The organism is Candidatus Poriferisocius sp. (assembly GCF_965219775.1).
In the GTDB taxonomy this organism is placed as follows: Bacteria; Actinomycetota; Acidimicrobiia; order Acidimicrobiales; family Bin134; genus Poriferisocius.
On record NZ_OZ244793.1, the window covers coordinates 1,714,866 to 1,740,233 of the forward strand.

Genomic DNA, 25,368 nt, shown 5'->3' on the forward strand with positions numbered 1-25,368 from the left:
CTGACCGGTGACCAGCGTCGTGGTGTTGGGGGCCGGGGCCCTGGGGTCGGTGTACGGGGCGTGGTTCGCCGAGGCGGGCGCCGAGGTGACGCTGGTGGCCCGCCCGGCTCACGCCGAGGCCGTGAATCGGGGTGGGTTGCGGATCGACGACCGACCCCCGATGGCGGTGCGGGCGGTGGTTGATCCCCGGCAGGCGGGCGACGGCGACATCGTGCTGGTGGCGGCCAAGGCCTTCGACGTGGACGGGCTGCTGGCCGACTACCAGGGTTCGCCCGACGCCGCCTTCTCGGTGCAAAACGGGGTGCGCCAGGCCGAGCCGCTGGTGGCCCGGTTCGGCTCGGCAGCGGTGGGCTGCGTGTCGCTGGTGGGCGGCACGCTGGGCTCACCCGGCCACGCCCACCATTCCTTCGACGGCCCCACCCTGCTGGGCGATCTGGCCACCACCGCACCGGGCACGGCCGAGTCCATCGCCCGGATCCTGCCGGGGCATCCCGTCGAAGTCCACGACGACATCGCCCCGGCGCTGTGGTCCAAAGCGGTGCTGGCCGCGGCGGCCATGGGGGTGGTGGGCCTCACCCGGCTGGTGTACCACCGGGTGTTTCTGATCCCCGAGGCCCGGGACGTGTTCTACGACCTGGCCCGTGAGGGGGCGGCCATTGCCTCGGCCGAGGGGGTGGCCCTGATCGACGGGCACGGCCCCTTCCAGATTCGATCGCTGGTGGCCGAGGACCGGGCGTCGGCCCACCGGCGGCTCCGGGCGGTGGGCGAGCGCATGGAGGCTGCGGGCGAGACCGACGTGCGGGTGTCGATCCTGCAGAGCATCGACCGGAACCGTCCGTTCGAGCTGCAGGCGGTGTTCGGCGACCTGGTGGCCATTGCCGACGGCCACGGGCTGGCCGTTCCGGTGCTGCGAACCGTCACCCGGTTGCTGACCGCAGCCATGCCGGGCGGCCCTGGGCCAACCGCATGAGGCAGGAGATGAGACAGAGGTGATACGGCGATGAAGGTACGGGACATGGCCAGGATGCTGGCCCGGACCCCGAAGGGGGCGGCCCGGTGGCACACCTATGAGGACTTCCGGCAGGCGGCCCGGCGGCGGTTGCCCACCATGGTGTTCGACTTCGTGGAGGGTGGAGCGGAGGGCGAGGTGACGGTGGCGGCCAACCGGTCGTCGATCGACGCGGTGGAACTCGCCCCGAGCTACTTGGTGGACGTGGCCGACCGGGAGGTGTCCACCACCGTGCTCGGCGCCCCGGTGTCGATGCCGTACCTGTTGGCCCCGGCGGGGCTGGCCACGCTGGTCCATCGTGAAGGGGAGCTGGCCGCGGCCCGGGCGGCCGCCGCCGCGGGCACCGTGTTCGCGGTGAGCACCGGCTCGGGCTATTCGCTGGAGGACATCGCCGAGGCCGCCCCCGACGGCCGCCGGTGGTTCCAGCTCTACCTGTGGAAGAGCCCCGAGGTAGTGCGGTCGCTGGTGAACCGGGCCCGTGACGCCGGTTACGAGGCCCTGGTGCTGACCGTGGACGTGCCGGTGGTGGGCAAGAGGGAGCGCGACCTGCGCAACGGAATGTCGCTTCCTCCCCGCATTCGCTGGAACCGCGCCCTGGACACCGCCCGGCGGCCCGGTTGGCTGCACCACATGGTTACCGGACCCGACATCACCTTCGGCAGCCTGGTGGAGCTGGGCATCGGCGACGACGCCAGCGCTATCGGCGCCTACGTGGACCGGGAGCTGGCCGATCCGGCCCGCACGTGGCAAGACGTGGCCTGGCTCCGTCGGGAGTGGGAGGGGCCCTTGCTGGTGAAGGGGGTGATCACCGTGGCCGACGCGGAGGCGGCCGCCAAATGGGGAGCGGACGGGGTGATCGTGTCCAACCACGGTGGCCGCCAGCTCGACTCGGTGCCGGGCGCCTTCTCGGTGCTTCCCCGCATCGCCGAAGCGGTGGGAGATCGTGTGGAGGTCTTGGTGGACGGTGGATGCCAACGGGGGTCCGACGTGGTGAAGGCCCGGGCCCTGGGCGCACGAGCGGCCATGGGCGGGCGGAGCTGGTTCTGGCCATTGGCCGTAGCCGGCGAACCCGGCGTTGCCCGAATGCTCGACATCTTCCGAGCCGACATCGACCGCACCCTGGCCCTCATCGGCCGCCGCCGCTTCGACGACATCGACCCCACCATCCTCACCTGACGCTGCCCCCCGCCGGGCTCAGCGGGTGGCATCAGCGGGCGGGAGTGGGGAGGCGTAGGTTGTGGGCGTCGGCGATGGCGGTGAGGATGGTGCCGGGTTGGCTTGCGTCGCCGATGAGCTGCACGTCGAAGCCGGCGGCCCGCAGGTCGGCCGACAGGGGGTCGTGGGTCTGTTTGTCCACGATGACCAGCACATCGGCATCCGGCGGCTCGTCCACGTTGGTGCGCACGCTCACGTTCAGGGCCTGAAGACGCTCCAGGGCCGGTTGGACCACCAGGTCGAGCAGGGCGTTGGCCGCCACCCGGCGCCCTGGAGCGGTGACCGTCACCGCCACACCCCGGACCGCCAGCCACTCGGCCAACCCCAATGCTTCGTAGCCGCCGAATCGGTCGTGGACCACGGCGGTGGTCCCGGAGGTGACCCCGTCGAGATCGGGTAGCTCGGCCCCAGTGGCCCCGGTGGCCACCACCACGGTGTCGGGGCGGGCCGACCGTACCGCCCCGACATCGGCGGTTTGGCCCAGACGCACGTCGACACCGAGGCGTTTCAGCTCGCGCTCCTGCCAGTCGCAGATGTCGCCCAAGAGGCCTCGGGTAGGCAACTGCTGAGCCTGGCGAACGGCCCCACCGAGGCGATCACGGGCCTCGAACACCACCACCTCATGGCCCGCCGACGCAGCGAGGCGGGCCGCTTCCATGCCGCCGGGGCCGCCTCCGACCACCACCACCCGCCGACGGGCTCCTTCGGGATGGCGATTGTTGTGATCGGCGCTCGCGTCCCCCACCCGTGGCGGCCCTCCGGCATTCTCCGCTTCCCGTCCCACCAGCGGGTTCACCGCGCACGACAACCGGCCCCGGTTGAGGCCGCCGACGCAGCCGTCGTTACCGGCGATGCAGGGGCGCACTTCGCCTTCACGGCCGGCGACGCTCTTGGCCACCAGGTCAGGGTCGGCGATGTGGGCTCGGGTGAGCCCCACCAGATCGGCCGCCCCGGCGGCGATCAGTTCGTCGGCCTCGGCCAGGGTGCGGAACCGACCGGTGACGATGGCGGGCAGCCCGGTGGCCGCCACCACCGGCGCGGCGGCCTCCAACTCGTAGCCGGGAGGCTCGTGCATGCCGCCGATGATCTTGTGGGGGCGCAGGCAGCTCCCGTAGGTGAGGTTCACGTAGTCGATCAGGCCGTCCTCGGCCAGGGTCCGCACCAACTCGGCGCAGTCGTGCTCGGTCACGCCGGCTTCACCTACGGCCTCAGACCCGATCCGCACCCCCACAACCATCCCCCGGCCGACCGCGGCGCGCACCGCGCCCACCACCTCGCAGGCCAGCCGAATACGGTTCTCCCAGGAACCGCCGTAGTGGTCGGTGCGCTGGTTGGTGGCGGGCGACATGAACTGCTGCAACAGGTATCCGTGGGCGATGTGGATCTCCACCCCGTGCAGGCCCCCCTCGGCACACCACCGGGCCGCCTGGGCAAACGCGTCGGTCAGCTCGGCAATGTCGTCGATGGTCATGGCCTTGGCCGGCACCCGAACACTGGGCCCGGCCACCGCCGAGGCCGACCACGGGGGACCGCCATCGGCGGTGATCCCCTCGTAGCCCAGGTGGCCGAGTTGTTGGAACACCGCCATGCCGGAGGGGGCCAATCGGCTCATCAGCCGTCGGTAGTCGTCCACCACCGACGGATCGTGCAACCGGAGCGTTCCAAGGTCGGTGGGATGCACCGAGGCCGCTTCCAAGATGGTCAGCCCGCATCCACCCGCGGCCCGGGCCTCGTGGTAGGCGATCAGCTCGTCGGTGATCCGCCCCCCGCCGATGTTGGTGCCGTGGGCGGTGCGCACCACCCGGTTCTTGACCACCAGCCCATTGATCTCGATCGGCGCCAGGACGTGTTCGTAGGTCATGTCGGTGGCCTGCCGAACGGTGGCCGCCAGGGACGTCGACCTCGCATGGCTTGAGGGTCAACCCTCGCCGACGTGGTTGGCGCGAGCAAAGCAGGCGGCGGCCGCTGCGCTGCCCACCGCCATCACCAACCAGGCCCAGGTGTAGGTGCCCAGCCAGTCCACCAGGGCACCGAAACTCACCGGGGTGGCCAGCGCGCCCAGGTAGTAGCCGGTCATGGTGACGCCGGTGGCTCGGGCCACGGCATGGGGCGCCCGGTCCACCACTGCGGCGTGCATGATGCCGATGGCGGCCAACTGGGCGATGAAACCGGCCAGGAGCCCGATGGTGGCCACGATCAGGCCCAGGGTCAGCCCGCCCATGACCACCAGGTTGGCGGCCACCACCACCAGGCACAGCCCCACGATGAGGGGCACCCGTCGGGCCCGGCCCAGGTGGTCGGCCCGCAGAGCGGTCAGCGACATGCACACGGCGCCCAGCCCGGTGGCCGCCCCGGCGATGGCACCGGCCACTGCCTTGGAGCTTTCCAACCCCTCGTCCAGGTAGGGCACCGCCCAGGAAAACAGGGGCTGGGCGGAGCCGATCAGAAAGAAGGCCGACACCGCGAACCACCAAAACCCCCGGGGGAGGGGCGACCCGCCGCCTCCACGGCCCCGGTGAACGGTACGGATGTCGGGAATCACCGCCGCCGACACCAGAGCACCCGCCGCGGCCACCGTCCCGGCCGCCATCAAGATGAGATTCCAACTCCAGCGGTCGGAGGCCCACGGCACCAGCAGGGCGCTCGCCGTGGCCATCAACGGCACCCCCGAGGTCTTGGCCGACAACGCCAAGGTGCGCCGGGACTCCGGCACCGCGGCGGCCACCGCTTCGTTGGTGGCCGCGTTGGCCAGGGCGTAGCCAAATCCGGCGAACACCGCTGCGCCGAGCAAGGCCGCGTAGTTGCCGATTAGCGCGGCGGTCCACGCCGCCGTCGCCACCATCAGTTGGTCGACCACCACCGCGGTCCGGGTGCCGACCTTCTCGGTGACCCGGGCGCCGATCACCGACCCCAGACCGGTGCAACCGAAGTGCAGGCTGACCAGCAGTCCCACCTGGGCCCGGGAGATTCCCAGATCGTCGCGCACCGCCGCTGCGAAGTAGCCGGGGAAGAAGCCCAGACTCGACCCCACGCCCACCACCATCATGCTGGCCGCCACCACCGCCGGGCCCCGACCCGCGCCCGCAGCTCCCCTCATCCGGCTCCCTCACCTGACACTGCGAGCGACGTTACCGTTCGGCGGTTCCGGCCCGGTCATTTCGGGGTGGGCCGGTACGCTCGGGGGGTGGATTTGTCGCCGGACGCGGTGGGCCGGGCGGTGGCCGAGGTCCTGGGTGGCGAAATGGACGGTGTGGTGGCGGATGGGGCTGTGGTGGCTCGGGTGGAGCGGCTGGATCGGGGGTTCTCGTGGGTGACGTTGATGGTGGCCTTCGAGTCGGCCGACGACGACGGCACCACCGAGGTGATCGTGCGGGTGGCCCCTCGGGGCGGACCGCTCGATCCCTACGACCCCACCGTTGAGGCCGCCAATCTGCGCCGGGTCGATGGGGTGGTGCCCGCTCCCCGGGTGCTGGCCGTGCAGCCCGAGTCGGCCAATCCCATCGGACGGCCCTTCGGCGTCCACACCCGAGTGCCCGGTCGGGTGCTGCGACTCGACGAGGTGGCCGAGCAACCGGCACAAGATGCCGAGGGCCCCGACGAGGAAGGCAATCCCGCGCCGAAGGAGGGGATCGCCACCGGAACCCGCCCGCGATACGTCGCGGCCGCGGCCCGGGCTCTGGGGAGGTTGCACGAGCTCACCGCACCGGTCACGGTGGCCGAGGCCTACGACGCCGAGTTGGACCGTACCGAGGCGGCCTACCGGCGGGCGGCCCCCGACCGTCACCGGGAGTTCGAGGCCGCGTTGAGCTGGCTGCGGGCGCATCGCCCCGACGTCAAGGAACCGGCGGTGTGGTGCCACGGTGACTTCCGGTTCGCCAATCTGAGCTGGGACGGACCGGGCCGACTGGGCGGCGTCTTGGACTGGGAGCGGGCCTGGGCGGGTGACCCCATGTGCGATGTGGCCTTCACCCGCCGCTTTTCCGGCTGGTGCGCCGTGGAGGACGACGACGCCGACTACGGCCGGCCGCTGGACGAGGAGCGGTTGGCCTACGCCGCCCGCTTCGAGCGGGTCCGTTCGTTCACCGCATCGATGCGGGCCCTGCGGGCCTGGCTCGACGGTCGCTCCGACGACCCCCGCCTGCTCACCATCGGCCGCCGGGGCGAACAGGCCATGCGAACCGAACTGGACTGGGCCCGGCGCTGACCTCCCGACCGATCACCCCCGTCCGAGGATCATCACGTTGTGGTACTGGGCGCCGGAGCCGGCCCCGGTGACCAGGGCGACCTCGGCACCGGGCACCTGACCGCCCCCGGCGGTGCCCCGAAGCTGCCGGACCGCTTCGACCACCTTCAGGGTGGGGCCGCCCCAGCCGATGTGGGCGTAACTCAGCAGCCCGCCGTCGGTATTGGTGGGATGACCGCCACCGAGGCCGATGCCCACTTCGGCCAGGTAGGCCGCGCCTTCACCTTCGCCGCACAGGCCCAGCATCTCGAACTGGCGGATCACCTCGTAGGTGTTGATGTCGTACAGCCCGAACACGTCCACGTCGGCGGGGGTCAGCCCGGCCAACCCGAAGGCCCGGCGGGCGGCGTCGGCTCCCAGCGGCCACACCTCCTCGTAGCGGGGCGGGTTCACGTACTGCTGGCGGTGCCACTCCGCACCCCCGCCCAGAATGGTCACCGGCGGCCGGGGGAGATCCCGGGCCCGCTCGATGGAGGTGATCACCATGGCCGCGGCCCCTTCGGTGGCCAAGCACAAGTCCAGCAATCGGAAGGGCTCGGTCACCAGGGGGGAGGCCAACACGTCGGCGGCGGTGTAGGGCCCTCGGCCGGCCATCACCGCAGCCGGGTTCCGGTGGCCCGCGTTGCGTATGGTGGCGGCCACCGCGGCCACCTGCTCGGGGTCGGGGCCGAAGCGGTGCCGGTACACCTGGGCCACCAGGGCGAACTGGGCGGCGGTGAGCGACCCCCAGCAGGCCAGGAACTCGTTGTCGGGCCGGGTGTAGTCGGCCACCCCGGCAGCCCCCATCACCCCGGCTTGGCCGCCGAACACCAGGGCCACCTCGCACAGCCCGGCGGCCACCGCGGCGGCCGCGTCCAGCGCCCCGGGCACCCCTTGGGGGTAGGTGTCGCACACCCACCGCAACGGTTGGCCGAACACCTCGGCCCAGTCGGCCGATCCGGGCTGGAACACCGTGCCCCCCGGACCGGGCCAGCGGGCCACCACCCCGTCGACGTCGGCCGGGGTCAAACCGGCGTCGTCGAGGGCGGTCAACGCCGCCCGCAGCGAGATCTCCGCCGAGGTGGTGTCGAGACGGCGGGCCATCTCGGTGGTCGCCACCCCGACGATGGCCACCCGGTGCAGCGGATGGGTCTGGCCCCCGGAGGTGCTCACACCCGGCGACCCTCGCCCCAGTGGGCTGCCCGCAACTCCTCCTTGGCGATCTTGCCCACCGCGTTCTTGGGGAGGGAGTCCACGAACTCCACCCGCTCGGGCACCTTGATCGACGACAGCTCCGAGTGACGGCACCACTGGCGCAGCTCCTGGCTGTCGGCGGTGGCCCCCTGCTTGCGGGCCACCACGGCCACGATGGCCTCGCCCCACTCGGGGTCGGGCACCCCGATCACCGACGCCTCCAGCACCGCGGGGTGGCGGTAGAGCACGTTCTCGATCTCGGTGGGGGCGATGTTCAGCCCGCCCCGGATGATGAGGTTCTTCATCCGGTCGACGATGTAGATGAAGCCCTCGTCGTCCACCTCGGCCACGTCGCCGCTGTGCATCCATCCGTCCCGCAGAGCCTCGGCGGTGCGCTCCGGATCCCGGAAGTAGCCCATCATCACGTGGGGGCCGCCGAAGATCACCTCGCCCCGCTCGCCCACTTCCACGTCCCGGCCCTCGGGGTCCACCACCCGCACGTCCACCGCGTAGGAGGGCTGTCCGCACGACGACAGCAGCCGCGGTTGGTGCTCCAGGCCCCGCACGTGGTCTTCCTTGCGCAGGATGGTGCCGATGGAGGCGATCTCGGCCATGCCGTAGAGCTGATTGAACACCGGGCCGAAGCGCTCGACCAGCTCGCCCAGCCGGTCGGGCGATATGGGGGAGGAGCCGTAGCCCAGCGTGCGCAGCGACCCCAGCCGGTGGTCGTCGGAGCGATCCAGGCGGTCGAGCAGCCGCATGAGCTGGGTGGGCACCAGAAAGGAGTGGCTCACCCCGTGGTCCTCCACCAGGCGGGCAAATCCCACCGCGTCGAAGTGGCGGCTGTCGGCGAATCCCTGGGCGGCGCCGATGAGCAGGCACGGGACGATGGTGATGTTGACGCTGGAGTTGTGGGGGATCTGGATGAGGTAGCGACTGTGCCGGTCGATCTCGTACTCCAGGCAGGCCACGGTGGCGTGCTGCAGGACCCGGGCGTGGTCGAAATGCACCCCCTTGGGCCTCCCGGTGGTGCCGCTGGTGTAGACGATGCAGAAGTCGTCGCCGGGGCGCACCTGATGCAGCGTGTCGGGGGGCGCGGGCGAGGCGGCCTCGGCCAAGGCGTCGAGGTCGCGGTCGATGTCGAGCACCGGGAGATCGAACCGGTCGAGCTGGTCGCGGTGCTCGGCGTCGGTGACGGCCAGCACCGGGTCGGCGTTGTCGAACACCTGATCCAGCTCCACCGGACCGAGGCGGAAGTTGAGCCCCACGTAGCAGCCCCCCGCCTTGGTGATGGCCCCGAGCACCTCCACCACCTCGGGCCGGTTGGCGGTCAACACCGCCACCCGGTCCCCCTTGGCCAGTCGATGGGCCCCCACCAGGGCGTTGGCCAGACGGTTGGTGCGCTCGTCCAGCTCCCGGTGGGTCAGTTCCCGCTCGCCGAACACCGCGGGGTGGTGGGGATGGCGGGCGGCATTGCGGGCGAAAGCCAAGCCGACGTTCACCGAGCCGTCCCTTCGGCGGGCATTCCGGACTCCGGGGCCGCCGGGGCGAAAGCGGGGAGGTCCCGACCGTCGGGGCCGGGGACGAACCGCACGGCCACCGCCATGTCGATGTACACCTCGTCGGGCTCGCAGTCCACGATCCAGGTGAGCAGGTGCCACCCCTCCTCCACGTCCACGTCGGCCAACACATAGGGGCCGACAAATTCGGGGGTGGGAGGCCGGTACACGGTGGTGTGGCTGTGGACGCGGCCCCTCCCGCTGCTGGGCTCAAAAGTCCAGCGGGTGCTCTGGCACCGGGGACAGGCGAACTGGGGGACGAAGAAGCTGACCCCGCAGGCACCGCACACCGGGCGCACCAGCTCGTGGCGGTTCACCGCCGCCCAGAACGGCCCGGTGAGTGGCCGTTCGGTGCGCTCGTCACCCGTCATGTTGTCGCCTCGGGGCGGGGTGCTCAGAACCGCACCGGGTAGCGTCCCCACCACACCCGGGTGATGTTGGGGTCCTGCTCGGGGGGGTCGTCGGGGTCGGGTTGGGCGCCGCGGGCCAACAGACCCCGCAGGATGAGCGCCACCGTGCCCAACAAGATGGGGGCGCCGGTGGCCTCGTCGGCGGGCACACCCCCGTCGAGTTCCATGCCGATGCAGGCGTGGCGTCCCCCGCCGAAGGTGTGGCCCCACCGGGGGACGTCGTCTCGAATCTCCCGGAGCGGGTTGAAGCGGTCGGCATCGTCACCGAACACTTCGGGGTCGCGGTTGGCCGACCACAGATCCATCACCACCGTGTCGCCCACGGCCATCTCGGTGCCGTCGCGCATGGTGACCGGTTCCATCGCCTCCCGGCGGGCCACCGGGCTGGCCGGGTGCAGCCGCATCGACTCGTGGACGCACTGCTGGAGGAACACGGGGTCGTCGATGATGCGGCGGCGGTCGTCGGGATGGTCCTCGAACCAGCCGAACGCGCCGTGGACGGCGTGGGTGGTGGCCGCCCCGGTGGAGTGCATGCCGGCCAGGAGATAGAAGGCCACCTCCCGGCGGATCACGTCTCGGGGCAGGTCCAGGGCGTCCTGGTTGCGCACCAACACGGTGAGGACGTCTCTGGGCAGGTCGTCCTCGGTGATCTCACCGGCGGCGAATCGGCTGAACATTTCGGTGCGGCGGTCCAGGGAGGGGGCGAAGAAGTCCTCGTCCCAGCGGTCCAGCGCGTCGGATACCTCGGCCTTCAGCTCCTCGGGATCCCGGGTGCTGTGGACGGCGGTGGCCCCCTCGCTGAACTTGACTCCGTAGGAGTACAGGCGGTCGGTTTCGGCGGGCGTTCCCTCCGGTCGATCCACACCGGCGGCGGCCGCGGTGAGGTTCACCACGATGCGCCGGGCCAAGGGCACCACGTCGCCCCGACCGGCGGCGGCCGCCGGGTCGAGCACCTCGTCCACCGCGCCGGGAAGCAGGTCCCGCTCGTAGTGCTCGAAGGTGTCCCGGCGGAACAGCCGGTTCTCCAGCCGGCGTCGCTTCCGGTGATCGTCACCCCACAGGGTGAGCAGCGTGTCGGCCATGATCACCCCGGCCGCGTCGTACAGAGCCTGCTTGAGTCCCTTCTGGCGATAGGCGTCGCGCACATCGTCGAATCGGGTGAGGGTGATCTCGGTCATTGGGGGCTTCCTCCTCGGTGGGCTGTGGGACTCAGTTGCCTGCAGCAACGCCGTCTATGGACGCCGGGCGGGGCATACCGGCCAGCACGGTGGACACCACCCCGCCGTCCACCACCAGCGTGTGGCCGTTCACGTAGTCGGCGTCATCGGAGCACAGCCACAGGGCGGCCTGGGCGATGTCGGCGGCGGTGCCCAACCGCTGGCTGGGGGTGCGGGCCGATCGGGTGGCCCGCACCTCGGGGTCGGCCAGAACGGGGGCGGACATGCCGTCGTCGATGATGCCGGGGGCCACCGAGTTGACCCGGATGCCCTGCGGTCCCCACTCGATGGCCATCTGCCGGGTGAGTTGGATCACCCCCGCCTTGGTGGGGCTGTAGGCCCCGGAATTGGGGCCGGGGGCGATGCCGTTGATCGAGGAGATGTTGACGATGGACCCCGTTCGCCCTTCGGCGATGAGGCGGCGGGCCACGGCCCGACCGCAGATGAACGGCCCGGTGAGGTTCACGTCCACCACTGCCCGCCAGTCGGCCTCGGGGTGTTCGAGCAACGGGCGGAAGCGAACGATGCCGGCGTTGTTCACCAACACGTCGGGGGTGCCGAAGGCATCGAGCGCTCCGTCAACCGCTTGGGCGTCGGTAGTGGAAGCCACCAGGGCCTCCGCGTCGGGCAGCGACTGGGCGGTGCTTCGGGCGGCGGCCTCGTCGAGGTCCAGCACTCCCACCCGGTAGCCGCCGGCAGCGGCCTGCCGGGCGATCTCGGCGCCGATGCCCGTTCCCGCTCCGGTCACGATGATTGATCTGGCCACGAGGGCTCACTGTAGTGCGCCCGAGCAGCGCCGCGGTCGTGACGGTCGTTCGTGGTGCGTGGAGCGTCGGCGCTATTCCACGGGGTTGCCGTCGGTATCCAGGACGTTGATGGCCCGGGACGGACAGTTGCGGGCAGCCCGCAGAAGTTGCTGGTCGGTGAGGTTGCCGACGGTGGGCAACACGGTGGCCAGCTCGTCGTCGTCAAAGCCGAACGCCGCAGGGTAGTCGGCCACGCAGCGGCCCGAACTCATGCACTCGTCCTGGTCGATCTCCACCCGGTAACCCATGGCACCAACTTAGTGGCGTGTCGTGGTCGCCGCGGGGCGGGCGAGGCCCGGTAAGGTCGCAGAGCGATGAGAGCTGTCGAAGGGATGTCCGTGCTGATCACCGGCGGGGGTTCGGGCATCGGCGCAGGGGCGGCCGAACATCTGGCCGGTCGGGGGGCACGGGTGACCATCACCGGGCGGCGACCGGATCGCATCGAAGCGGTGGCTGCCCGGCTGGGGTCGGGGGTGCGGGCCGTGGCCGGCGACGTGACGGTGGCTGCTGATCGTTCGGCCATGATCGGAGCGGCGGCTGCCCACGGAGGCGGGTTGGACGGGGTGATCAGCAACGCCGGGAACATGTACCGGGGCCCGATCGACGAGCTGGACGAGCAGGCCCTGCTGGAGGTGTTCCACACCAACGTGGTGGGGGGCATGATGCTGGTGGGCGAAGCGCTGCCCCTCTTGCGGGAGCGTCAGGGGTGCGTGCTGTTCGTGGGGTCGGTACACACCCAGCGGGCGTTTCCCGGTGTGGCCCCCTACGCCGCCACCAAGGGGGCGCTGGAGGCCCTCACCGGGGTGTTGGCCGCCGAATTGGGTCCTCAGGGGGTGCGGGTGGGGTGCGTGCGACCGGGGGCGGTGTTCACCGAGATCAACCAACGGGCCGGCCTCATGGCCGACGACGAGGCCCTGGCTCGGCTGGAGGGACTGGGGCCCGCCCATGCCCTCGGCCGCATCGGCACCGTGGAGGAGGTGGCGGAGGCGTTCGAGTACCTCCTGCGGGCCGAGTGGGCCACCGGCGCGGTGCTGACCGTGGACGGCGGTCTGAGCCTGGGGGTGACCAATGCCTGATCCTCCCGCCTCGCCGGATCCGACCGGCCCGAGGGCGGCGGCGATCCGTGGGTGAGCCCCGGGATCGGGAGGCCCTGGCGGTGGTGGCCGATCATCTCGGCGCGGTCGCCACCGGCGATCCCGAGGCCATGGCCGCCGACTATGCCGCCGACGCCGTGTTGGTGCGGGACGTGACCTACGAGGGCCGTGACGCCATCGCCGGATACTTCGCCACCGTGCCCGACCGGCTGGGCGAGGGCCAGGTGGAGTTTGCCGAGCCCCGACTCGACGGCGACCAGGTGGCCGTGGCCTGGAGATTGGTTGGCGGCCCGGGTGACGGCACTTCCGGCACCGACCGCTTCGAGGTGACCAACGGCCTCATCACCCGCCAAACCGTCACCCTCAACACCCCCGACTTCTGATGCCCGGTCGATCCGACGGGATGAAGTCAAGGGGGGCAGCAACCCCATGAGTCCACAACCGGTGGGCCCCGACGGGGTGGACATGAACGTCGACGTCGTGGTGGTGGGATTCGGGGCAGCGGGCGCGGCGGCAGCCATCACCGCCCACGACGGCGGAGCCTCCGTTGTGCTTCTGGACAAGAACCCGGAACACCAACACACCCCGTCGACCCGGATGTCGGGGGGCATGGTGATGACGGCGACCGACGGGGCCGCGGCGGCCCGCTATCTGGATGCTTGCGCGTCAGGCATGGTCCCCTTCGACGTATCCCAGGCCTGGGCGGAGCGGGCTACCCACCTCCCTTGGTGGTTCCAAGAGGTCATCGGGGGTCTGGACATGGTGCCGTCCGCAGGCGCTGAGCACCCGGACTTCGAAGGGGCGGAAGCCATCGTGGCCGTGCAACCGGGCGGGGTGGGCGAGCGACTGGCCGCGGCGGCCGGCGCAGGGCCCCGACTCTTCGAGGGCCTGTCGGCGGCGGTGCTTCGGCGCCGCATTCCCATTCTTTGGGGTACGGCCGGGGACCGGCTGACCCAAGACAACCACGGACGGATAACAGGACTCACCGCATCGAGCAACGGTCGGTCGGTGTCGGTGGGGGCACGACACGCAGTGGTGTTGGCTTGCGGGGGCTACGAGTTCGACGAAGAACTCAAGCGGGACCACTTGCGGACCTACCCCGTCCACTTCTACGGCAACCCCAACAACACCGGCGACGGTGTGCGCATGGCTCAGCAGGCGGGGGCGTCCCTCTGGCACATGAATCAGATGATCGGCCGGGCGATCGGCCACTTCGATCTCGACGGCCGACCGGTCAATTTCATCATCGGCATCGACCCACCCGGCTATGTGATTTGCGACCGGGCGGGCCATCGGTTTGCCAACGAGCACCACCAAGCCCAGTTGCGCCACGACTTCTACTACGAATTGCTGGCCTATGACCCGGCCACCAACTCTCAGCCCCGGGTGCCGTGCTATTGGTTCTTCGACGAGTCACGGCGGCAAGCCGGGCCGCTCACCTACACCCATTTCGGCGCGGTGGCGGTTGGCCTGTACGACTGGAGCGAAGACAACTCCGCTGAGATCAACCGGGGCTGGATCGCCTCCGGCGATTCCATCGCCGAGGCTGGGGAGGCGGCCGGCATGAGCCCGACTGCCGCCATTCGGGCGGCAGCAACTGTGGCTGACTAAAACCGGTTGTGTCGTAGTGGGGAGCCCGACTCTTGGGGACGGCCCCCCAGCACCATGGTGGCCATCGAGCAGCCACCGTTCCATTGCGTGCCCTTGTGGCCCGGGGGGTCAAACACCACCGGTGGGCCCCGACGGGATCGACACGGTCGGATTTTGGACGCTTTCGGCCAGCCGATTCCCGGTCTCTACGGCGCCGGGGAACTGGGTCAGGCCACCGGCCTGCTCTACCCCGGCGACGGATCCAACCTGTCGGAAGCGTTCTGCTTCGGACAGATCAGCGTTGAGCACGCCCTCGGCCTCGGCCAAACCTGATCAATCCTGAGAGGCCCCAAGCGGGTGAGCCTTCGACCGTGTTGGCCGTGTCGTCTCTCGGCACGGCTAGTGGTGTATCAGCCGGACATACCGCCGGGGTCGGTGGCGGCGGGGAAGTCGGCGCCGGCCAGCCAGTCGAGGAAGGCTTGGCGGCGGGCGGCGTCGACCAATTCCACTCGCAGGCCGGTGGCAGGGAGCCAGTGGTAGGTGAAACCCAAGGGGCGGCCGTCGGGGGCGTCGTAGGAGGCCAGGGGCTCGAAGCCGCCGGAGGCCAGGCGCTGGGCATCGGCCACCAGGTCGTGGCTCCAGTAGCCCAAGTGGTGGACGCCGCCCGCCGTACACGGATCCCACACTGTGCCGGGAGTGCCGGTGATGAACTCGATGTGGGGCGGCCCGTCGATGGAGTAGGTGAACCGGAAGTCGGCCTGCACCACGCCGTTGGGCTGGCGCACCAGGAATTGCCGGTGCTGCGGTGCGGCCCACTGCATCCCGTGGACAGCACTCCACTCGGCCATGGCCGCATCCAGGTCATTGACCACAACCCCGAAGTGGTAGAAGTCATCCAGCGGCAACAACCCTTGGAGCTTCTCCCCCGCTGGCCCGGCCCCAGAGCCGGGATTCGATTCAGGCATGACCGTGCCACCCCCCGTCGGCGAACAGAACTTCCCCATTGATATACGACGCCTTCTCGCTCAACAAGTAGGCGATCGCCTCGGCGATCTCGGCAGGTTCGGCCACCCGACCCATGGGCACCCGGGCGTCCAACCAGGCCGCCTGGTCGGGATCGCCCAGCCGCTCGGCGGTCATGGGGGTGCGCACCGGACCGGGAGCCACCGCGTTTACCCGCACCCCCTGGGGAGCCGCCTCCACGGCCGCCGCCCGGGTCAGCGCCGAGACCGCCCCTTTAGAGGCCACATAGTGAGCCTGCCCGGGCACGGCGATCTCGGCGTTCACCGACGACACGTTGACGATGGCCCCGATTGCGCCCTCCCGGTGGCGACGCAGGAATCCCCGAATGCCCAGCCACGTGCCCACCACGTTGACCTGGAGATGGCGTTCAAATTCTGACACCGGGACATCCACAATGGCACCCCGAGTGCGAATACCGGCGCAATTCACCAATCCGGTCAGCGAACCCACCTCATCGAGCACGTGGTCCCAGGCGGCCTCTTCGGTCACGTCCAGCTCAAGGGCACCCTCGTCAGGGTTCGCGTCGGCAGCCACCACGTTCCAGTGATTCTCGGCCAGCACCCTGCACGTCTCGGCTCCTATGCCCGAGGCGGCACCGGTCACCAGCACCCGAGGCGGTATCACCGCTCAGTGGCCGAAATAGGAACGGACCAAATCGTGGGAGGCCCGCAACTCCGCCGACGGCCCGCTTATATCGTTGTTGCCGGTGCGCAGCACGTAGGTTCGGTCGGACACCTCCAGCACCCCGGCGTTCTGCTCCACCAGCAAGAACGTGGTGCCGCCCTCGGCGCGGAGATCCACCACCAAGTCGAAGAGCTGGCCCACCAGGTTGGGGGCCAAGCCGAACGACAGCTCGTCGATCATCAGCAGCTTGGGCCGGGTGATCATGGCCCGGGCCAGGGCCAGCATCTGCTGCTGACCCCCCGACAGGGAGGAAGCGGGATCACCGACTTTCTCGGCCAGAGCGGGCAGCAAGTCGAACAGCCGGTCACGGTCACGGCGGATGGCGGCGGCCCCATCGGTTCGCAGCCCCAAGCCCAGCTCCAAGTTCTCCCTCACCGACAGGTTCTGGAAGATGCCCCTCCCCTCCGGTAGGTGACCAAGCCCCCGCTTGGCCCGGCGTTCAATGGCCAGACTGCCCAGGTTCTCCCCGTCAAAGACCACCGACCCCAACCAGGTGTCCAGCACGCCGGAGATGGTACGCAACAAAGTGGTCTTGCCCGCTCCGTTGGCCCCCAACACCGACACGATCTCGCCTTCATCCACGGTGAGCGACACCCCGTGTAGTACTTCGAGGCGGCCATAACCCGAAACCAGGTTGTCGATCTCGAGCAACATCAGCCCGGCCCTCCCGCCTCCATCTTGAATCCGTGACCGAGGTAGGCCTCGATGACCGCCGGGTCGGAGGTCACGTGCTCGGGGCTGCCCTCGGAGATGATCTTGCCGAAGTGCAGCACGCTGATCTTCGGGCAGAGGCTGGTGACCAACTGCAGATCGTGCTCGATGATGATGACGCACAATTTCCGCTCGGCCACGATCCCTCGCAGCCCCCGCAACAGCACGGTCACGTCATCGGCACCGAGGCCAGCGGCCGGCTCGTCCAGTAGCACCACGGTGGGATCGGCCACCAAGGCTCGGGCCACCTCCACCAATTTCTGCGAACCCAGCGACAGCGCCCCGGCTTCCTCGTGGGCGGCGTCGGCCAGCCCGAATCGGTGGAGCATGTCCATGCAGATCTGTCGGGCCTCGGTCTCCTCGCGACGCTGCGGGGGGAACAACAGAAGCTCGGCCAGGTGCCCCCACCGGAACAAGTGATGCCGTCCCAACAGGGTGTTCTCCATGACGGTGGCATCAAGGATGAGCCGGGGTGACTGGAAGGTGCGGCCGATACCGGCCTTCACCCGCTGAGTGCGAGACTTGGACAGAACGTCCTCACCGTGCAGGCGAACCGTTCCTCGACTGCTGCGCACGTAACCGGAGATCACGTTAAACACTGTGGTCTTGCCCGCTCCGTTGGGACCGATGAGCCCGTTGAAGCCTGGGGTGAAGTGCAGGTCAACCCCCTCGAGCACCTGGTTACCACCGAAAGCGACATGCAGGTCGCTAATGGCTAAAGATGCTGTACCTGGCGGGATTTTGTCCGCCACCCATTCAGAGGGGTCGATCACGCCCATGGCGAAAGACTCATAAGACTCTCCAAGCGTCGCTGGAGATCCTTGACTCCTCGGCTGTCCCGTATGCGCTTGGGCAATGACGCAAGACCACTGGGTAGGACAAGCACAGTAAGCATCAGGACTATGCCCAACAACAAGAACAGCAACTTTTGGGTTTCCTGTAGCCTCTGGCGCAAGTAAACAAAAAACAATGCTCCGATCAGCGGACCCCACTTGCGGCCCAAGCCACCCACGATCAGCACCACGAGCAGATAGACCAGCATCCGGGTCTTGAAAGAGCTCGGATTGGCAAACGCGTAGTTCTGGGCCCACATGGCCCCGCCCAACGCGGCGGCGAATGCCGACAGACCGAAGGCCACCAGCTTGTAGTAGGTGGAGGATATTCCTAGGGGGCCGGTGGCGATATCGATGTCGCGCACTGCCTTCAGGGTGCGCCCCAAGCGACTCTTGGTCAAAATGACGTAGGATACCATTATGAGCATGAATGCACCAAGGGAGAGCATGTAGACACTGAGCACACGATCCAGACCTGGTATCAAGAACAGGGACACCTGTTTGCCCGTACCCCCATTCGTCTTAAGACCACTCCATACTTTGTCATCGAGCCGGATTATGTCAATGATCAAGAAGCCCAGAGCCAAGGTGGCAATGGCCAGGAAGAAGCCTTTCAGCCGGGCGGCGGGAAAGCCCACCAGTACACCAATGATGGCAGCGGCCAAACACACCACCGGCAGGGCCAGGAAGAATGGCCAGTCGTAACCCACTATTTGTTCTCGGGCATCACTTGGGCCCGTCAGCACGGCCGTGCCGTACGCCCCTATAGCGAAGAGACCGGCCACAGCCAGACCCAGGGTTCCCGAGTAGCCAACCAGGAGGTTGAAGCCCACCGCTGCGACACCAAATGCAAAGACGTGTGCCAAGTTACCGCGTCCGTAGTCACCGCTGCTGTCAAAGATGTCCGTCCAACCCAAGATGGGAACCCAGGGCAAGAGCGCCATAAACGCGAAGATGGCCACGGTGGCGAACTGCTCATGGTACCGGCGCAGGCCAGCTGGCTTGGGGGGATAGAGCGGGCGGTAAGAGTCCATTGCCACAGACATCGACTACACCTCTCGGGTCCGGGCGATGCGACTGAAGCCGCCAGGAGCCACCAACAACACCACCACTACCACGAGCAGGGCAATGGTGGGCTGCAGGCTAGTGCTTATCTGCCCGCCTGCTAGGGCCTCGCCCAGGCCCACCAGCAGACCACCAGCAAAAGTCCCCCCTAGAGAGGTGAATCCACCGAGCACGGCAGCAATAAAGCCTAGAAGGATCAACCTCTCACCGCCGGTTGCTTCCAGTACTGTAGAGCTGGTCTTGAGAATCATGCCCGCTCCGGCCACAAAGATGCCGATCGCCCAGGCAATGAGCGACACCGCACCAGCGTTGATGCCCAGCATCCGGGCGGTGGGGCCGTCCTCGGCGATGGCTCTCATTCGCACTCCCCAGGTGGAGCGGAAGAACAAAGCCAAGCCTGAGGCGACAGTCAAGCCCACTGCAATGGTGATCACCTCATCCCAGCCAATTGTAGTGTTGCCCCATTCGAAGGTCTTTCCCGACCAGGGGGCGTCAAAGCGTTTCGGGTTGGCAGTCCATCCAAGCTCAATTGATGCCTCCAAGACATAGGTCAACCCGATGGTCAGTAAGAGCAGCGGAAAGTGATCTACTTTGGCCAAGGACTTCACCCAGTGGCGGAGCATAAGGTAGGTCAATACTGCAGTGATGATGGCCAAAATGACTGCCACCACCAAAGGAAAACCCTCGCTAGTGACCGGGAACCAGTCTAGAAATGAAGGTAAGCCCTCGCCTCTCAAGAACTTTACACTGTACGCTCCTAACCCCAGGGAAGCGACTACTGCCAGAGGCTGGTTGGATAGACCGGTCAACGGTCGAATAACAAGGAATTGGGTCACAGCTCCAAATGCTGCGGCAAAGGCTAGGCCGATCACGATGGCCAGCCAGAACGGCCAACCCACTCCGCCCCTCTCCGGATCGGTGGACAGGAACCACGCCATGTATGCGGCCAGCAAGCCCATCGTCGCAGTGGCAAAGTTGGGCACGTCGGTGGCCTTCATGATGACCACGATGGCCAAGCCAATCAAGCTGTAACCCGATCCGGCCTCAAGGCCGACTACAATTTGGTCGAGGAGTTGATCCACTCCGGTTCCCCCTCAGATGCTGCAAGCCCTAGACGCTAAGATGCTGGTTTACATCGGCGCCTCGGCCTTAGGCGAGCGGTCCCCGCCCCAGGCCTGGGCTTCGTTCAGCTCGCCGGCTGCAGAAAGTCCCGGACCTGAGTCCAAGAATCCGTTTCGGCGTTGTACTGGGCCACGCCTGCGCCGGAAGCGCAACTGTGCCCGCTGGGGAGGGGCCGGCAGGCAATTGGCGGGATCGAGGGTACCAAGATCGGATCACCGGCCAGGGCCTCTGCGGTGGCGTGGAAGTTGTCATAGGAGTAGTCGCCGTCCAGCCGATCCACCAACTCGAAGAAGGCCGCGGCTATGGAATAGGTCTGGAGGCTGAAGTTGGGAGCCCCACCCTCCTTGCCAGGGCCGTCGTAAGCATCCCAAAGGGCGCTCCAGTTCTGCACGAACGGGGCCTGGGAGTCGGGCAGTGCAACCTGCAAAGCACCGAGGTACCCATTGGCGGCCTCAGGATTGGCCAAGCTCACCGTGTTCGGGCCTCCAGCACCAGAGGAACCGGCGTCAGAACAGACTGGGGCGTCGAAGCCAGCCTCAAGGAATCGGTCTAGTACCAATGCGTTTTGTGCGTTGTCGAGCGCAGTCAACACGGCTTCGGCACCGGAGTCGATCACGGCCAGCACTGCCGGGCCCACAACGTCGGAGAGCACCTCAACCTCTTCTTTGGCCGTGATCTCCATGCCATGGACGGGAGCCTGCTGGTCGATGGCGTTGAACGCCTCTTCACCCAACTCATTGTCCTGGCCGATGGCGGCCACCTTGGTCACCCCCTGCTCGGCGAAGTAGTCGATGCAGATACGACCCTGTTCGGTACGAGTGGGGTTGGTGAGGTACACCTCTTGGATGTCCTGGTCGGCGGGGGACACCGGGCCCCACAAGGGCGTGCCCGCGGCCTCGATGTCGGGATAGGTGGACGGGATGGCTTGCGAACCAGCAGTACCCACGAAGGCCCACACGTTGTCCTGTTCGATCATCTTGCGGACGTTGATAACCATCTGTTCGATCTCAAAGCGGTCGTCCTCCCAGGCCAACTCGAACGTGCAGCCATCGATGCCGCCCTTGGCGTTTACCTCGTCCACCGCCATTTGCAAGCCACCTAGCAGGCCTTCCCCAGCTGGGGCAGCTCGGCCGGTGAACGGCTGGGAGGTGCCGATGGTGATCACGCCGGCGTCCTTGTCCACCCCGCGCACGTCACCGTCGGTGGCGTAACCACAGCCGGCGGGACCTGCGGCGTCATCGTCGTCGTTGCCGCAGGCGGCGGCGATCAGGGCGACTGCGAACAGCAGCGCCAAGAGTTTCAGGAACTTGGACATGGACTCCCCTCCATCCAATGGACGTTCACAAGTTCGAGACCCTAACAGAGATTCTCACTGTGGCAACATATTGGCGATGGCAGAGATCACCGTGACCACGTTCGCCGATGCCCGGGACTGCTACCGCAACCGGGATCTGCGCCAGGCTCTGTACGACGCCGGCGAGGTGATCATGAGCGATGTGGTGGTGAACCTCCACGGAGCCGAGCACCGGGACCGCCGCCGCCTGGAGAACCGCCTGTTCCGCCGCGACACCTTCACCCTGTACGAGCAGGACCTGTTCCCACCCATCATTGAATCGACCCTGGCCCCCTACCTGGCCGAGGGCAAGGCCGAGCTGGTCACGCTGGGACACCAGCTCATGATGAACCTGGCTGCGCTCACCGCCGGGGTGGACCGGCCCCAGGGCACCCCCGAGGAGACCTTCCGGCTGTACGACTACCTGACCACGTTCATCGAGGGCGCCACCCTGGCCCACTACACGGGTGACAAGGAGGCCAAGGCGGCCGAAGTCCTGGCCGCGCTTGAGGCGTTCGACGCCGAGTTCCTCGCCCCTGGCATGGCTCGGCGTCGGGAGCTGCTCGAACAGCACGAGGCCGAGGAACTCACGGCCGATGATCTGCCCAAGGACGTGTTGATGGTGCTCATGCACAACCAGGACCGGCTGGAACTGACCCATGAGACCATTCGCCGGGAAATCGCCTTCTACCTGCTGGCCGGAGCCCACACCTCGGCCACCGCGTTCAACCGGGTGGTTCACAACATCTTCGGCTGGCTGGCCGAGCATCCCGAAGACGAGCACCGGGTGCGCGACGACCGCCTGTTCGTGCAGCGATGCACCCACGAGACCATTCGGCTGCAGCCCTCCAGCCCCACCGGCATGCGGTGGGCTCAGGCCGACGCCCGGTTGTCCAGCGGCGTGGCCATTGCCCAGGGCGATCGGGTCACCCTGGATCTGTTGGCGGTGAACCGGGATCCCTCGGTGTTCGGCGACGACGCCACCGAGTTCAACCCGGACCGGGAGCTGGCCGACGGGGTGGCTCCCTGGGGGCTCAGCTTCGGGCAGGGCATGCACGCCTGCATCGGCCAGGACCTGGCGGCCGGAGTCACGTTCATGGACGGCGACGACCCCAACGCCCACCTCTTCGGACTGGTGCCCGTCGCCGTGCAAACCCTCTTCGACCACGGGTGTCGCCCCGACCCCGACGACCCCCCGGAAATGGACGCCTCCACCACCCGCCCGTACTTCGCCCGCTACCCCGTGGTGTTCGACAGCCCCGCGCCGCAACTTCCCAGTTGATCGGATGGGTTGGGTCGGTGCGCTCGGAGCGGCTCGTTGGCTATGGCTCGCTGGCCATGGGCGCTGGCCCGGCTGGGGCGATGTATGGAACCGTTCATCGGCCTCTTCCCGTCGCCTGGCGGTCCTCCCGCTCTACGTGCTCTGACCATCTGACCTGAACGCGTTCTGTCGAGAGGAGTCTCCATGAAATCCACCCTTGGCCCGCGCCTCATGCTCGGGATGCTGGCCGCACTCTGCCTGCTGATTGCCGCCTGCGGAAACGACGACGATGCCGCCGTCCCCCCACCGACAGCGACCTCCACACCCTCGACCACCCCGGAGCCGGCCACGACCACCCCGGAGCCCACCAGCGAGCCGTCCCCAACTGCTGCGCCCTCCCCCGAGCCGACGGCAGTCCCAACACCGGCACTCGCGACCACGCTCGAACCCACGCCGGAAGCGACCCTTGCGCCCTCCCCCGAGCCGACAATCCAGCCCACCCCGGAGGCGTCACCAATTGCCACGGCTGGCACCACCATCGAAGTGGAACTGGCCGGGGGCAAGCCGGTAAACGGGGTGCGGCGGGTCCGGATCAAGGCCCGGGACACGGTCACCATCATCGTGAACGGGGATACCACCGACGAGCTGCACATCCACGGCTACGACCTGGTGGTGCCGTTCGCCCCCGGCCGACCTGGCATCCTCACCTTCGAGTCCGACATCCCCGGCATCTTCGAGGTGGAATCCCACCACCACGGCGACCTGGTCATGGAACTCGAAGTGAGCTGATCACCCCCGCCTGCCCCTCCGTCTGCTTCAGCCCCCCTGCGGCCCTTGAAACCTGGTGTTCCACAGTCTGCAAAATGGAGTGTGATTTTGCTGCAAAGTGGAGTGTGACTTCCCTGCAAAGTGGAGTGTGGCTTGTGTGCCAACTGGAGTACACCCCCAATTCGTCTGGTGTAGGGTGAACATGGCTAGTCGAACCTCGCGGGGAACCAGCCCGGCTCATAGTGCTCACCGCCTTCGGCTTCGGCTCCACCGCTCTCTGCGGCCGGCAGCAAACTACTCCTCACCCAGAATGAGATCGAGGGTGGCGATGACGTCAGAGAGTTCTGACAGGCTCGTCACGCCGCCTCGCCAACGTCGAGCGAATGACCTGCTTGCGGTCCTCGGGCACGTGGGGGCGCTCGGCCACCCGTTCGAGCGCCTCGCACGGCAGCCGGGACAGCGCCCAATTCCATGACGTGACGTCATCGGACGTGAGAATCTGCTCCGCCACAAACACGGCATCGCGAGGCAGCTTGCACAGCTTGGGATCACCCCACCAGAACAAGTGACGAAACCTGTCCGGCACGCAATCGGGCATGGGCGCGGACTTCATCTTGGGCCGAGGAGCCCACTTCAGCACCTCCGGCACCCGCCACCACGCCTCGACCACCTCCAAGCGCCACACCACCTCACGTCGAACCGGTAGGGAACGGATCGGTTCCTCGGTGCCCGACACCAAACCCAACTCCACCAGCCGGTCCAGGGCAGGCTGCACCTCATCACGGCCCACCTCGGCAGCCACCGCCACCGACGACGCCCTGCACAGTCCCAAGGGCCGATTGGACAACGCCTGTAAAATCCGCCGCTCCACCGCCGACAGTTCCAACGCCTCCCCATCAGAAACCTGGCCAGGGTGATCGGCGGCGACGCCGGGCTTCGGTGCCATCTCCCCAACCTACAAGCCCCCGCAGCCAACGCAGCGCGGACAACGATCCCCCGACGCCCAACTGGAGTCCCCTGCACCCTTGCCGCAACCCCCGCGCCGCAACTCCCTGCCCACTGGGGAGGGTCGCCACCAATCGTCAACCGTTGCGTCAAATGACACAGGTATGGTTTGATTGTCGGGTGGCGAAGACGACTACGGCGGCACCGGAGAATCGCGATGAGACCCTGGCGGAGTTCTTCGAACGGGTGAAGTCGACCGCTCCGGGGACATCCACCGCCACCACCGAAGAAGTGGTCGACGCCGTGCGCAAGGACCGCGACGCCAGCAACCTCTGAGCGGTCCGACGAGCATGTTGGTCGTCGCCGATGTATCACTGCTTGTCGAAGCACTTACGAAGACCGGCCCAGATGGGGACCGGTACCGCTCTTGGCTGACCGAACTCGCCAATGGTGAATTGGTAGAGACTGTCCGCAATCTTACCTACCTCGAAGTCATCAGTGCGCTGCGAAAACTGAACGCCAAAGACGCAATCTCCAACGATCTCGCTGCTCACGCCATCGACATGTTTCTTCAGCTACCTACCCGACGCCGTGAGATCACTCAGACAATGGCCCGTCGAATCTGGGAACTGCGATTCAACGTCACTGCCTACGACGCCGCGTATGTGGCACTCGTCGAGCGCCTCATGTCAGACGATCGACGCAGCGACGTTGTGCTGGCCACCCTCGACCAACGGCTTGCCGCCACGCCCGGTTTGTCAATTCGGATTATCACCCCGGAGGACCATTAGAAGCGTCTCCTGATCCACCTACGGCATTGCCGACCACCGGTGGAGCCCGCCCTCCCTCACCAGTGCAATCGGTTCCAGCACAGTCGCCTTCCGACCCTTGAATTCTCAGGCTTGCTGACGAGCCGTGAGCCAGGACACATCAACGCGAGACGGACGCTGAACGCCGAAAGAGCCTGGGCCAGCGCAACTTGTCGAACAGTGGCCCTCGCTGTTCCTTGGAGCGGTAACGCGATGGACCGCTCCTCTCGATGTAGGTGTGGTTGTAGAGTTCGAAATCCGGCAAGTCGGGCCAGACCTGCGCAGAATCGTCGCTTGCATCGAAGGGAGGCGGGTGATCGGCGGCGACGCCGGGCTTCGGTGCCATCTCCCCAAGCTACAAGCCCCATGGGCGACCACGGGGGCGGGGTGATCCCGTAGTCCAATATGGGCGACTCCTGGGCTATCGTCGGTTTTCGGTGTTCTCCGACCGGCCCCCACCTACCCGAGGCGCTCGACTGGAGTGCACCGTGGCGCCAA

General features: G+C 67.8%; 27 protein-coding genes. 11 read left to right on the plus strand and 16 right to left on the minus strand.

Annotated features, from left to right (window positions below):
- The first annotated feature begins 7 nt into the window (after positions 1 to 7).
- Both ACOQPQ_RS07650 and ACOQPQ_RS07655 read left to right on the plus strand, forming a co-directional pair.
- Positions 8 to 970 (plus strand): ketopantoate reductase family protein, encoded by a 963-nt coding sequence (locus ACOQPQ_RS07650; protein WP_420638848.1) that lies wholly within the window; start codon positions 8 to 10, stop codon positions 968 to 970.
- 30 nt (positions 971 to 1,000) lie between these two features.
- Complete coding sequence (locus ACOQPQ_RS07655) at positions 1,001 to 2,185, plus strand: alpha-hydroxy acid oxidase (RefSeq protein ID WP_420638849.1); 1,185 nt, start codon at positions 1,001 to 1,003, stop codon at positions 2,183 to 2,185.
- 31 nt (positions 2,186 to 2,216) lie between these two features.
- On the opposite strand, the gene ACOQPQ_RS07660 is transcribed toward ACOQPQ_RS07655, so the two are convergent.
- Positions 2,217 to 4,085, minus strand: a complete 1,869-nt coding sequence (locus ACOQPQ_RS07660) for an FAD-dependent oxidoreductase (protein ID WP_420638850.1) — start codon at positions 4,083 to 4,085, stop codon at positions 2,217 to 2,219.
- 57 nt (positions 4,086 to 4,142) lie between these two features.
- Positions 4,143 to 5,321 (minus strand): MFS transporter, encoded by a 1,179-nt coding sequence (locus tag ACOQPQ_RS07665; protein ID WP_420638851.1) that lies wholly within the window; start codon positions 5,319 to 5,321, stop codon positions 4,143 to 4,145.
- Positions 5,322 to 5,408: 87 nt separating this feature from the next.
- Here ACOQPQ_RS07665 and ACOQPQ_RS07670 point away from each other — a divergent pair, with 87 nt between their 5' ends.
- Complete coding sequence (locus tag ACOQPQ_RS07670) at positions 5,409 to 6,428, plus strand: phosphotransferase (RefSeq protein WP_420638852.1); 1,020 nt, start codon at positions 5,409 to 5,411, stop codon at positions 6,426 to 6,428.
- 12 nt (positions 6,429 to 6,440) lie between these two features.
- Here the strand turns inward: ACOQPQ_RS07670 and ACOQPQ_RS07675 are convergent, their stop codons facing one another.
- The 6 genes from ACOQPQ_RS07675 to ACOQPQ_RS07700 all read right to left on the minus strand — a co-directional run bounded on the left by ACOQPQ_RS07675 (position 6,441) and on the right by ACOQPQ_RS07700 (position 11,880).
- A complete protein-coding gene (locus ACOQPQ_RS07675; protein ID WP_420638853.1) occupies positions 6,441 to 7,619 on the minus strand; it encodes a thiolase family protein in 1,179 nt (392 codons plus the stop codon).
- Entirely contained in the window at positions 7,616 to 9,142 is a 1,527-nt protein-coding gene (locus ACOQPQ_RS07680) for a class I adenylate-forming enzyme family protein (protein ID WP_420638854.1), read from the minus strand. The genes ACOQPQ_RS07675 and ACOQPQ_RS07680 overlap by 4 nt, the downstream gene beginning before the upstream one ends.
- A complete protein-coding gene (locus ACOQPQ_RS07685; protein ID WP_420638855.1) occupies positions 9,139 to 9,570 on the minus strand; it encodes a Zn-ribbon domain-containing OB-fold protein in 432 nt (143 codons plus the stop codon). The genes ACOQPQ_RS07680 and ACOQPQ_RS07685 overlap by 4 nt, the downstream gene beginning before the upstream one ends.
- A 23-nt stretch (positions 9,571 to 9,593) precedes the next feature.
- Positions 9,594 to 10,787 (minus strand): cytochrome P450, encoded by a 1,194-nt coding sequence (locus ACOQPQ_RS07690; RefSeq protein WP_420638856.1) that lies wholly within the window; start codon positions 10,785 to 10,787, stop codon positions 9,594 to 9,596.
- Between the two features lie 31 nt (positions 10,788 to 10,818).
- Entirely contained in the window at positions 10,819 to 11,592 is a 774-nt protein-coding gene (locus ACOQPQ_RS07695) for an SDR family NAD(P)-dependent oxidoreductase (RefSeq protein ID WP_420638857.1), read from the minus strand.
- A gap of 72 nt (positions 11,593 to 11,664) precedes the next feature.
- Entirely contained in the window at positions 11,665 to 11,880 is a 216-nt protein-coding gene (locus ACOQPQ_RS07700; RefSeq protein ID WP_420638858.1) for a ferredoxin, read from the minus strand.
- A gap of 66 nt (positions 11,881 to 11,946) precedes the next feature.
- On the opposite strand from ACOQPQ_RS07700, the gene ACOQPQ_RS07705 reads away from it, so the two are divergent.
- Genes ACOQPQ_RS07705 through ACOQPQ_RS07720 form a run of 4 tightly spaced genes read left to right on the plus strand, consistent with a single transcriptional unit; the run spans position 11,947 to position 14,649 of the window.
- The gene (locus tag ACOQPQ_RS07705) at positions 11,947 to 12,708 is read left to right on the plus strand and encodes an SDR family NAD(P)-dependent oxidoreductase (RefSeq protein WP_420638859.1); all 762 of its coding nucleotides are present in this window, start codon (positions 11,947 to 11,949) and stop codon (positions 12,706 to 12,708) included.
- A gap of 47 nt (positions 12,709 to 12,755) precedes the next feature.
- Positions 12,756 to 13,109: a nuclear transport factor 2 family protein gene (locus ACOQPQ_RS07710; RefSeq protein WP_420638860.1), complete on the plus strand. Its 354-nt coding sequence runs from the start codon at positions 12,756 to 12,758 to the stop codon at positions 13,107 to 13,109.
- Positions 13,110 to 13,155: 46 nt separating this feature from the next.
- Positions 13,156 to 14,337 (plus strand): FAD-dependent oxidoreductase, encoded by a 1,182-nt coding sequence (locus ACOQPQ_RS07715; RefSeq protein ID WP_420638861.1) that lies wholly within the window; start codon positions 13,156 to 13,158, stop codon positions 14,335 to 14,337.
- Positions 14,338 to 14,391: 54 nt separating this feature from the next.
- Complete coding sequence (locus ACOQPQ_RS07720; RefSeq protein ID WP_420638862.1) at positions 14,392 to 14,649, plus strand: FAD-binding protein; 258 nt, start codon at positions 14,392 to 14,394, stop codon at positions 14,647 to 14,649.
- A 77-nt stretch (positions 14,650 to 14,726) separates the two neighbouring features.
- Here ACOQPQ_RS07720 and ACOQPQ_RS07725 read toward each other — a convergent pair whose 3' ends face one another.
- From ACOQPQ_RS07725 to ACOQPQ_RS07755, 7 genes are all read right to left on the minus strand, one after another.
- A complete protein-coding gene (locus ACOQPQ_RS07725; protein WP_420638863.1) occupies positions 14,727 to 15,281 on the minus strand; it encodes a VOC family protein in 555 nt (184 codons plus the stop codon).
- Complete coding sequence (locus tag ACOQPQ_RS07730; protein WP_420638864.1) at positions 15,274 to 15,948, minus strand: SDR family NAD(P)-dependent oxidoreductase; 675 nt, start codon at positions 15,946 to 15,948, stop codon at positions 15,274 to 15,276. The genes ACOQPQ_RS07725 and ACOQPQ_RS07730 overlap by 8 nt, the downstream gene beginning before the upstream one ends.
- An 18-nt stretch (positions 15,949 to 15,966) precedes the next feature.
- Positions 15,967 to 16,674: an ABC transporter ATP-binding protein gene (locus ACOQPQ_RS07735; RefSeq protein ID WP_420640375.1), complete on the minus strand. Its 708-nt coding sequence runs from the start codon at positions 16,672 to 16,674 to the stop codon at positions 15,967 to 15,969.
- Between the two features lie 2 nt (positions 16,675 to 16,676).
- Positions 16,677 to 17,411, minus strand: a complete 735-nt coding sequence (locus tag ACOQPQ_RS07740; RefSeq protein WP_420638865.1) for an ABC transporter ATP-binding protein — start codon at positions 17,409 to 17,411, stop codon at positions 16,677 to 16,679.
- Between the two features lie 92 nt (positions 17,412 to 17,503).
- Positions 17,504 to 18,613, minus strand: coding sequence for a branched-chain amino acid ABC transporter permease (locus ACOQPQ_RS07745; protein WP_420638866.1), 1,110 nt, complete (start codon positions 18,611 to 18,613; stop codon positions 17,504 to 17,506).
- Positions 18,614 to 18,616: 3 nt separating this feature from the next.
- Complete coding sequence (locus ACOQPQ_RS07750; protein WP_420638867.1) at positions 18,617 to 19,714, minus strand: branched-chain amino acid ABC transporter permease; 1,098 nt, start codon at positions 19,712 to 19,714, stop codon at positions 18,617 to 18,619.
- Positions 19,715 to 19,818: 104 nt separating this feature from the next.
- A complete protein-coding gene (locus ACOQPQ_RS07755) occupies positions 19,819 to 21,069 on the minus strand; it encodes an ABC transporter substrate-binding protein (RefSeq protein ID WP_420638868.1) in 1,251 nt (416 codons plus the stop codon).
- 76 nt (positions 21,070 to 21,145) lie between these two features.
- Between ACOQPQ_RS07755 and ACOQPQ_RS07760 the strand changes: the two genes are divergently transcribed.
- Complete coding sequence (locus tag ACOQPQ_RS07760; protein ID WP_420638869.1) at positions 21,146 to 22,369, plus strand: cytochrome P450; 1,224 nt, start codon at positions 21,146 to 21,148, stop codon at positions 22,367 to 22,369.
- 183 nt (positions 22,370 to 22,552) lie between these two features.
- Positions 22,553 to 23,137 (plus strand): hypothetical protein, encoded by a 585-nt coding sequence (locus ACOQPQ_RS07765; RefSeq protein WP_420638870.1) that lies wholly within the window; start codon positions 22,553 to 22,555, stop codon positions 23,135 to 23,137.
- A gap of 313 nt (positions 23,138 to 23,450) precedes the next feature.
- On the opposite strand, the gene ACOQPQ_RS07770 is transcribed toward ACOQPQ_RS07765, so the two are convergent.
- A complete protein-coding gene (locus ACOQPQ_RS07770) occupies positions 23,451 to 24,062 on the minus strand; it encodes a hypothetical protein (protein WP_420638871.1) in 612 nt (203 codons plus the stop codon).
- A gap of 179 nt (positions 24,063 to 24,241) precedes the next feature.
- On the opposite strand from ACOQPQ_RS07770, the gene ACOQPQ_RS07775 reads away from it, so the two are divergent.
- Positions 24,242 to 24,397 (plus strand): hypothetical protein, encoded by a 156-nt coding sequence (locus ACOQPQ_RS07775; protein WP_420638872.1) that lies wholly within the window; start codon positions 24,242 to 24,244, stop codon positions 24,395 to 24,397.
- 14 nt (positions 24,398 to 24,411) lie between these two features.
- Positions 24,412 to 24,852: a type II toxin-antitoxin system VapC family toxin gene (locus tag ACOQPQ_RS07780; protein ID WP_420638873.1), complete on the plus strand. Its 441-nt coding sequence runs from the start codon at positions 24,412 to 24,414 to the stop codon at positions 24,850 to 24,852.
- Positions 24,853 to 25,368: the final 516 nt, after the last annotated feature.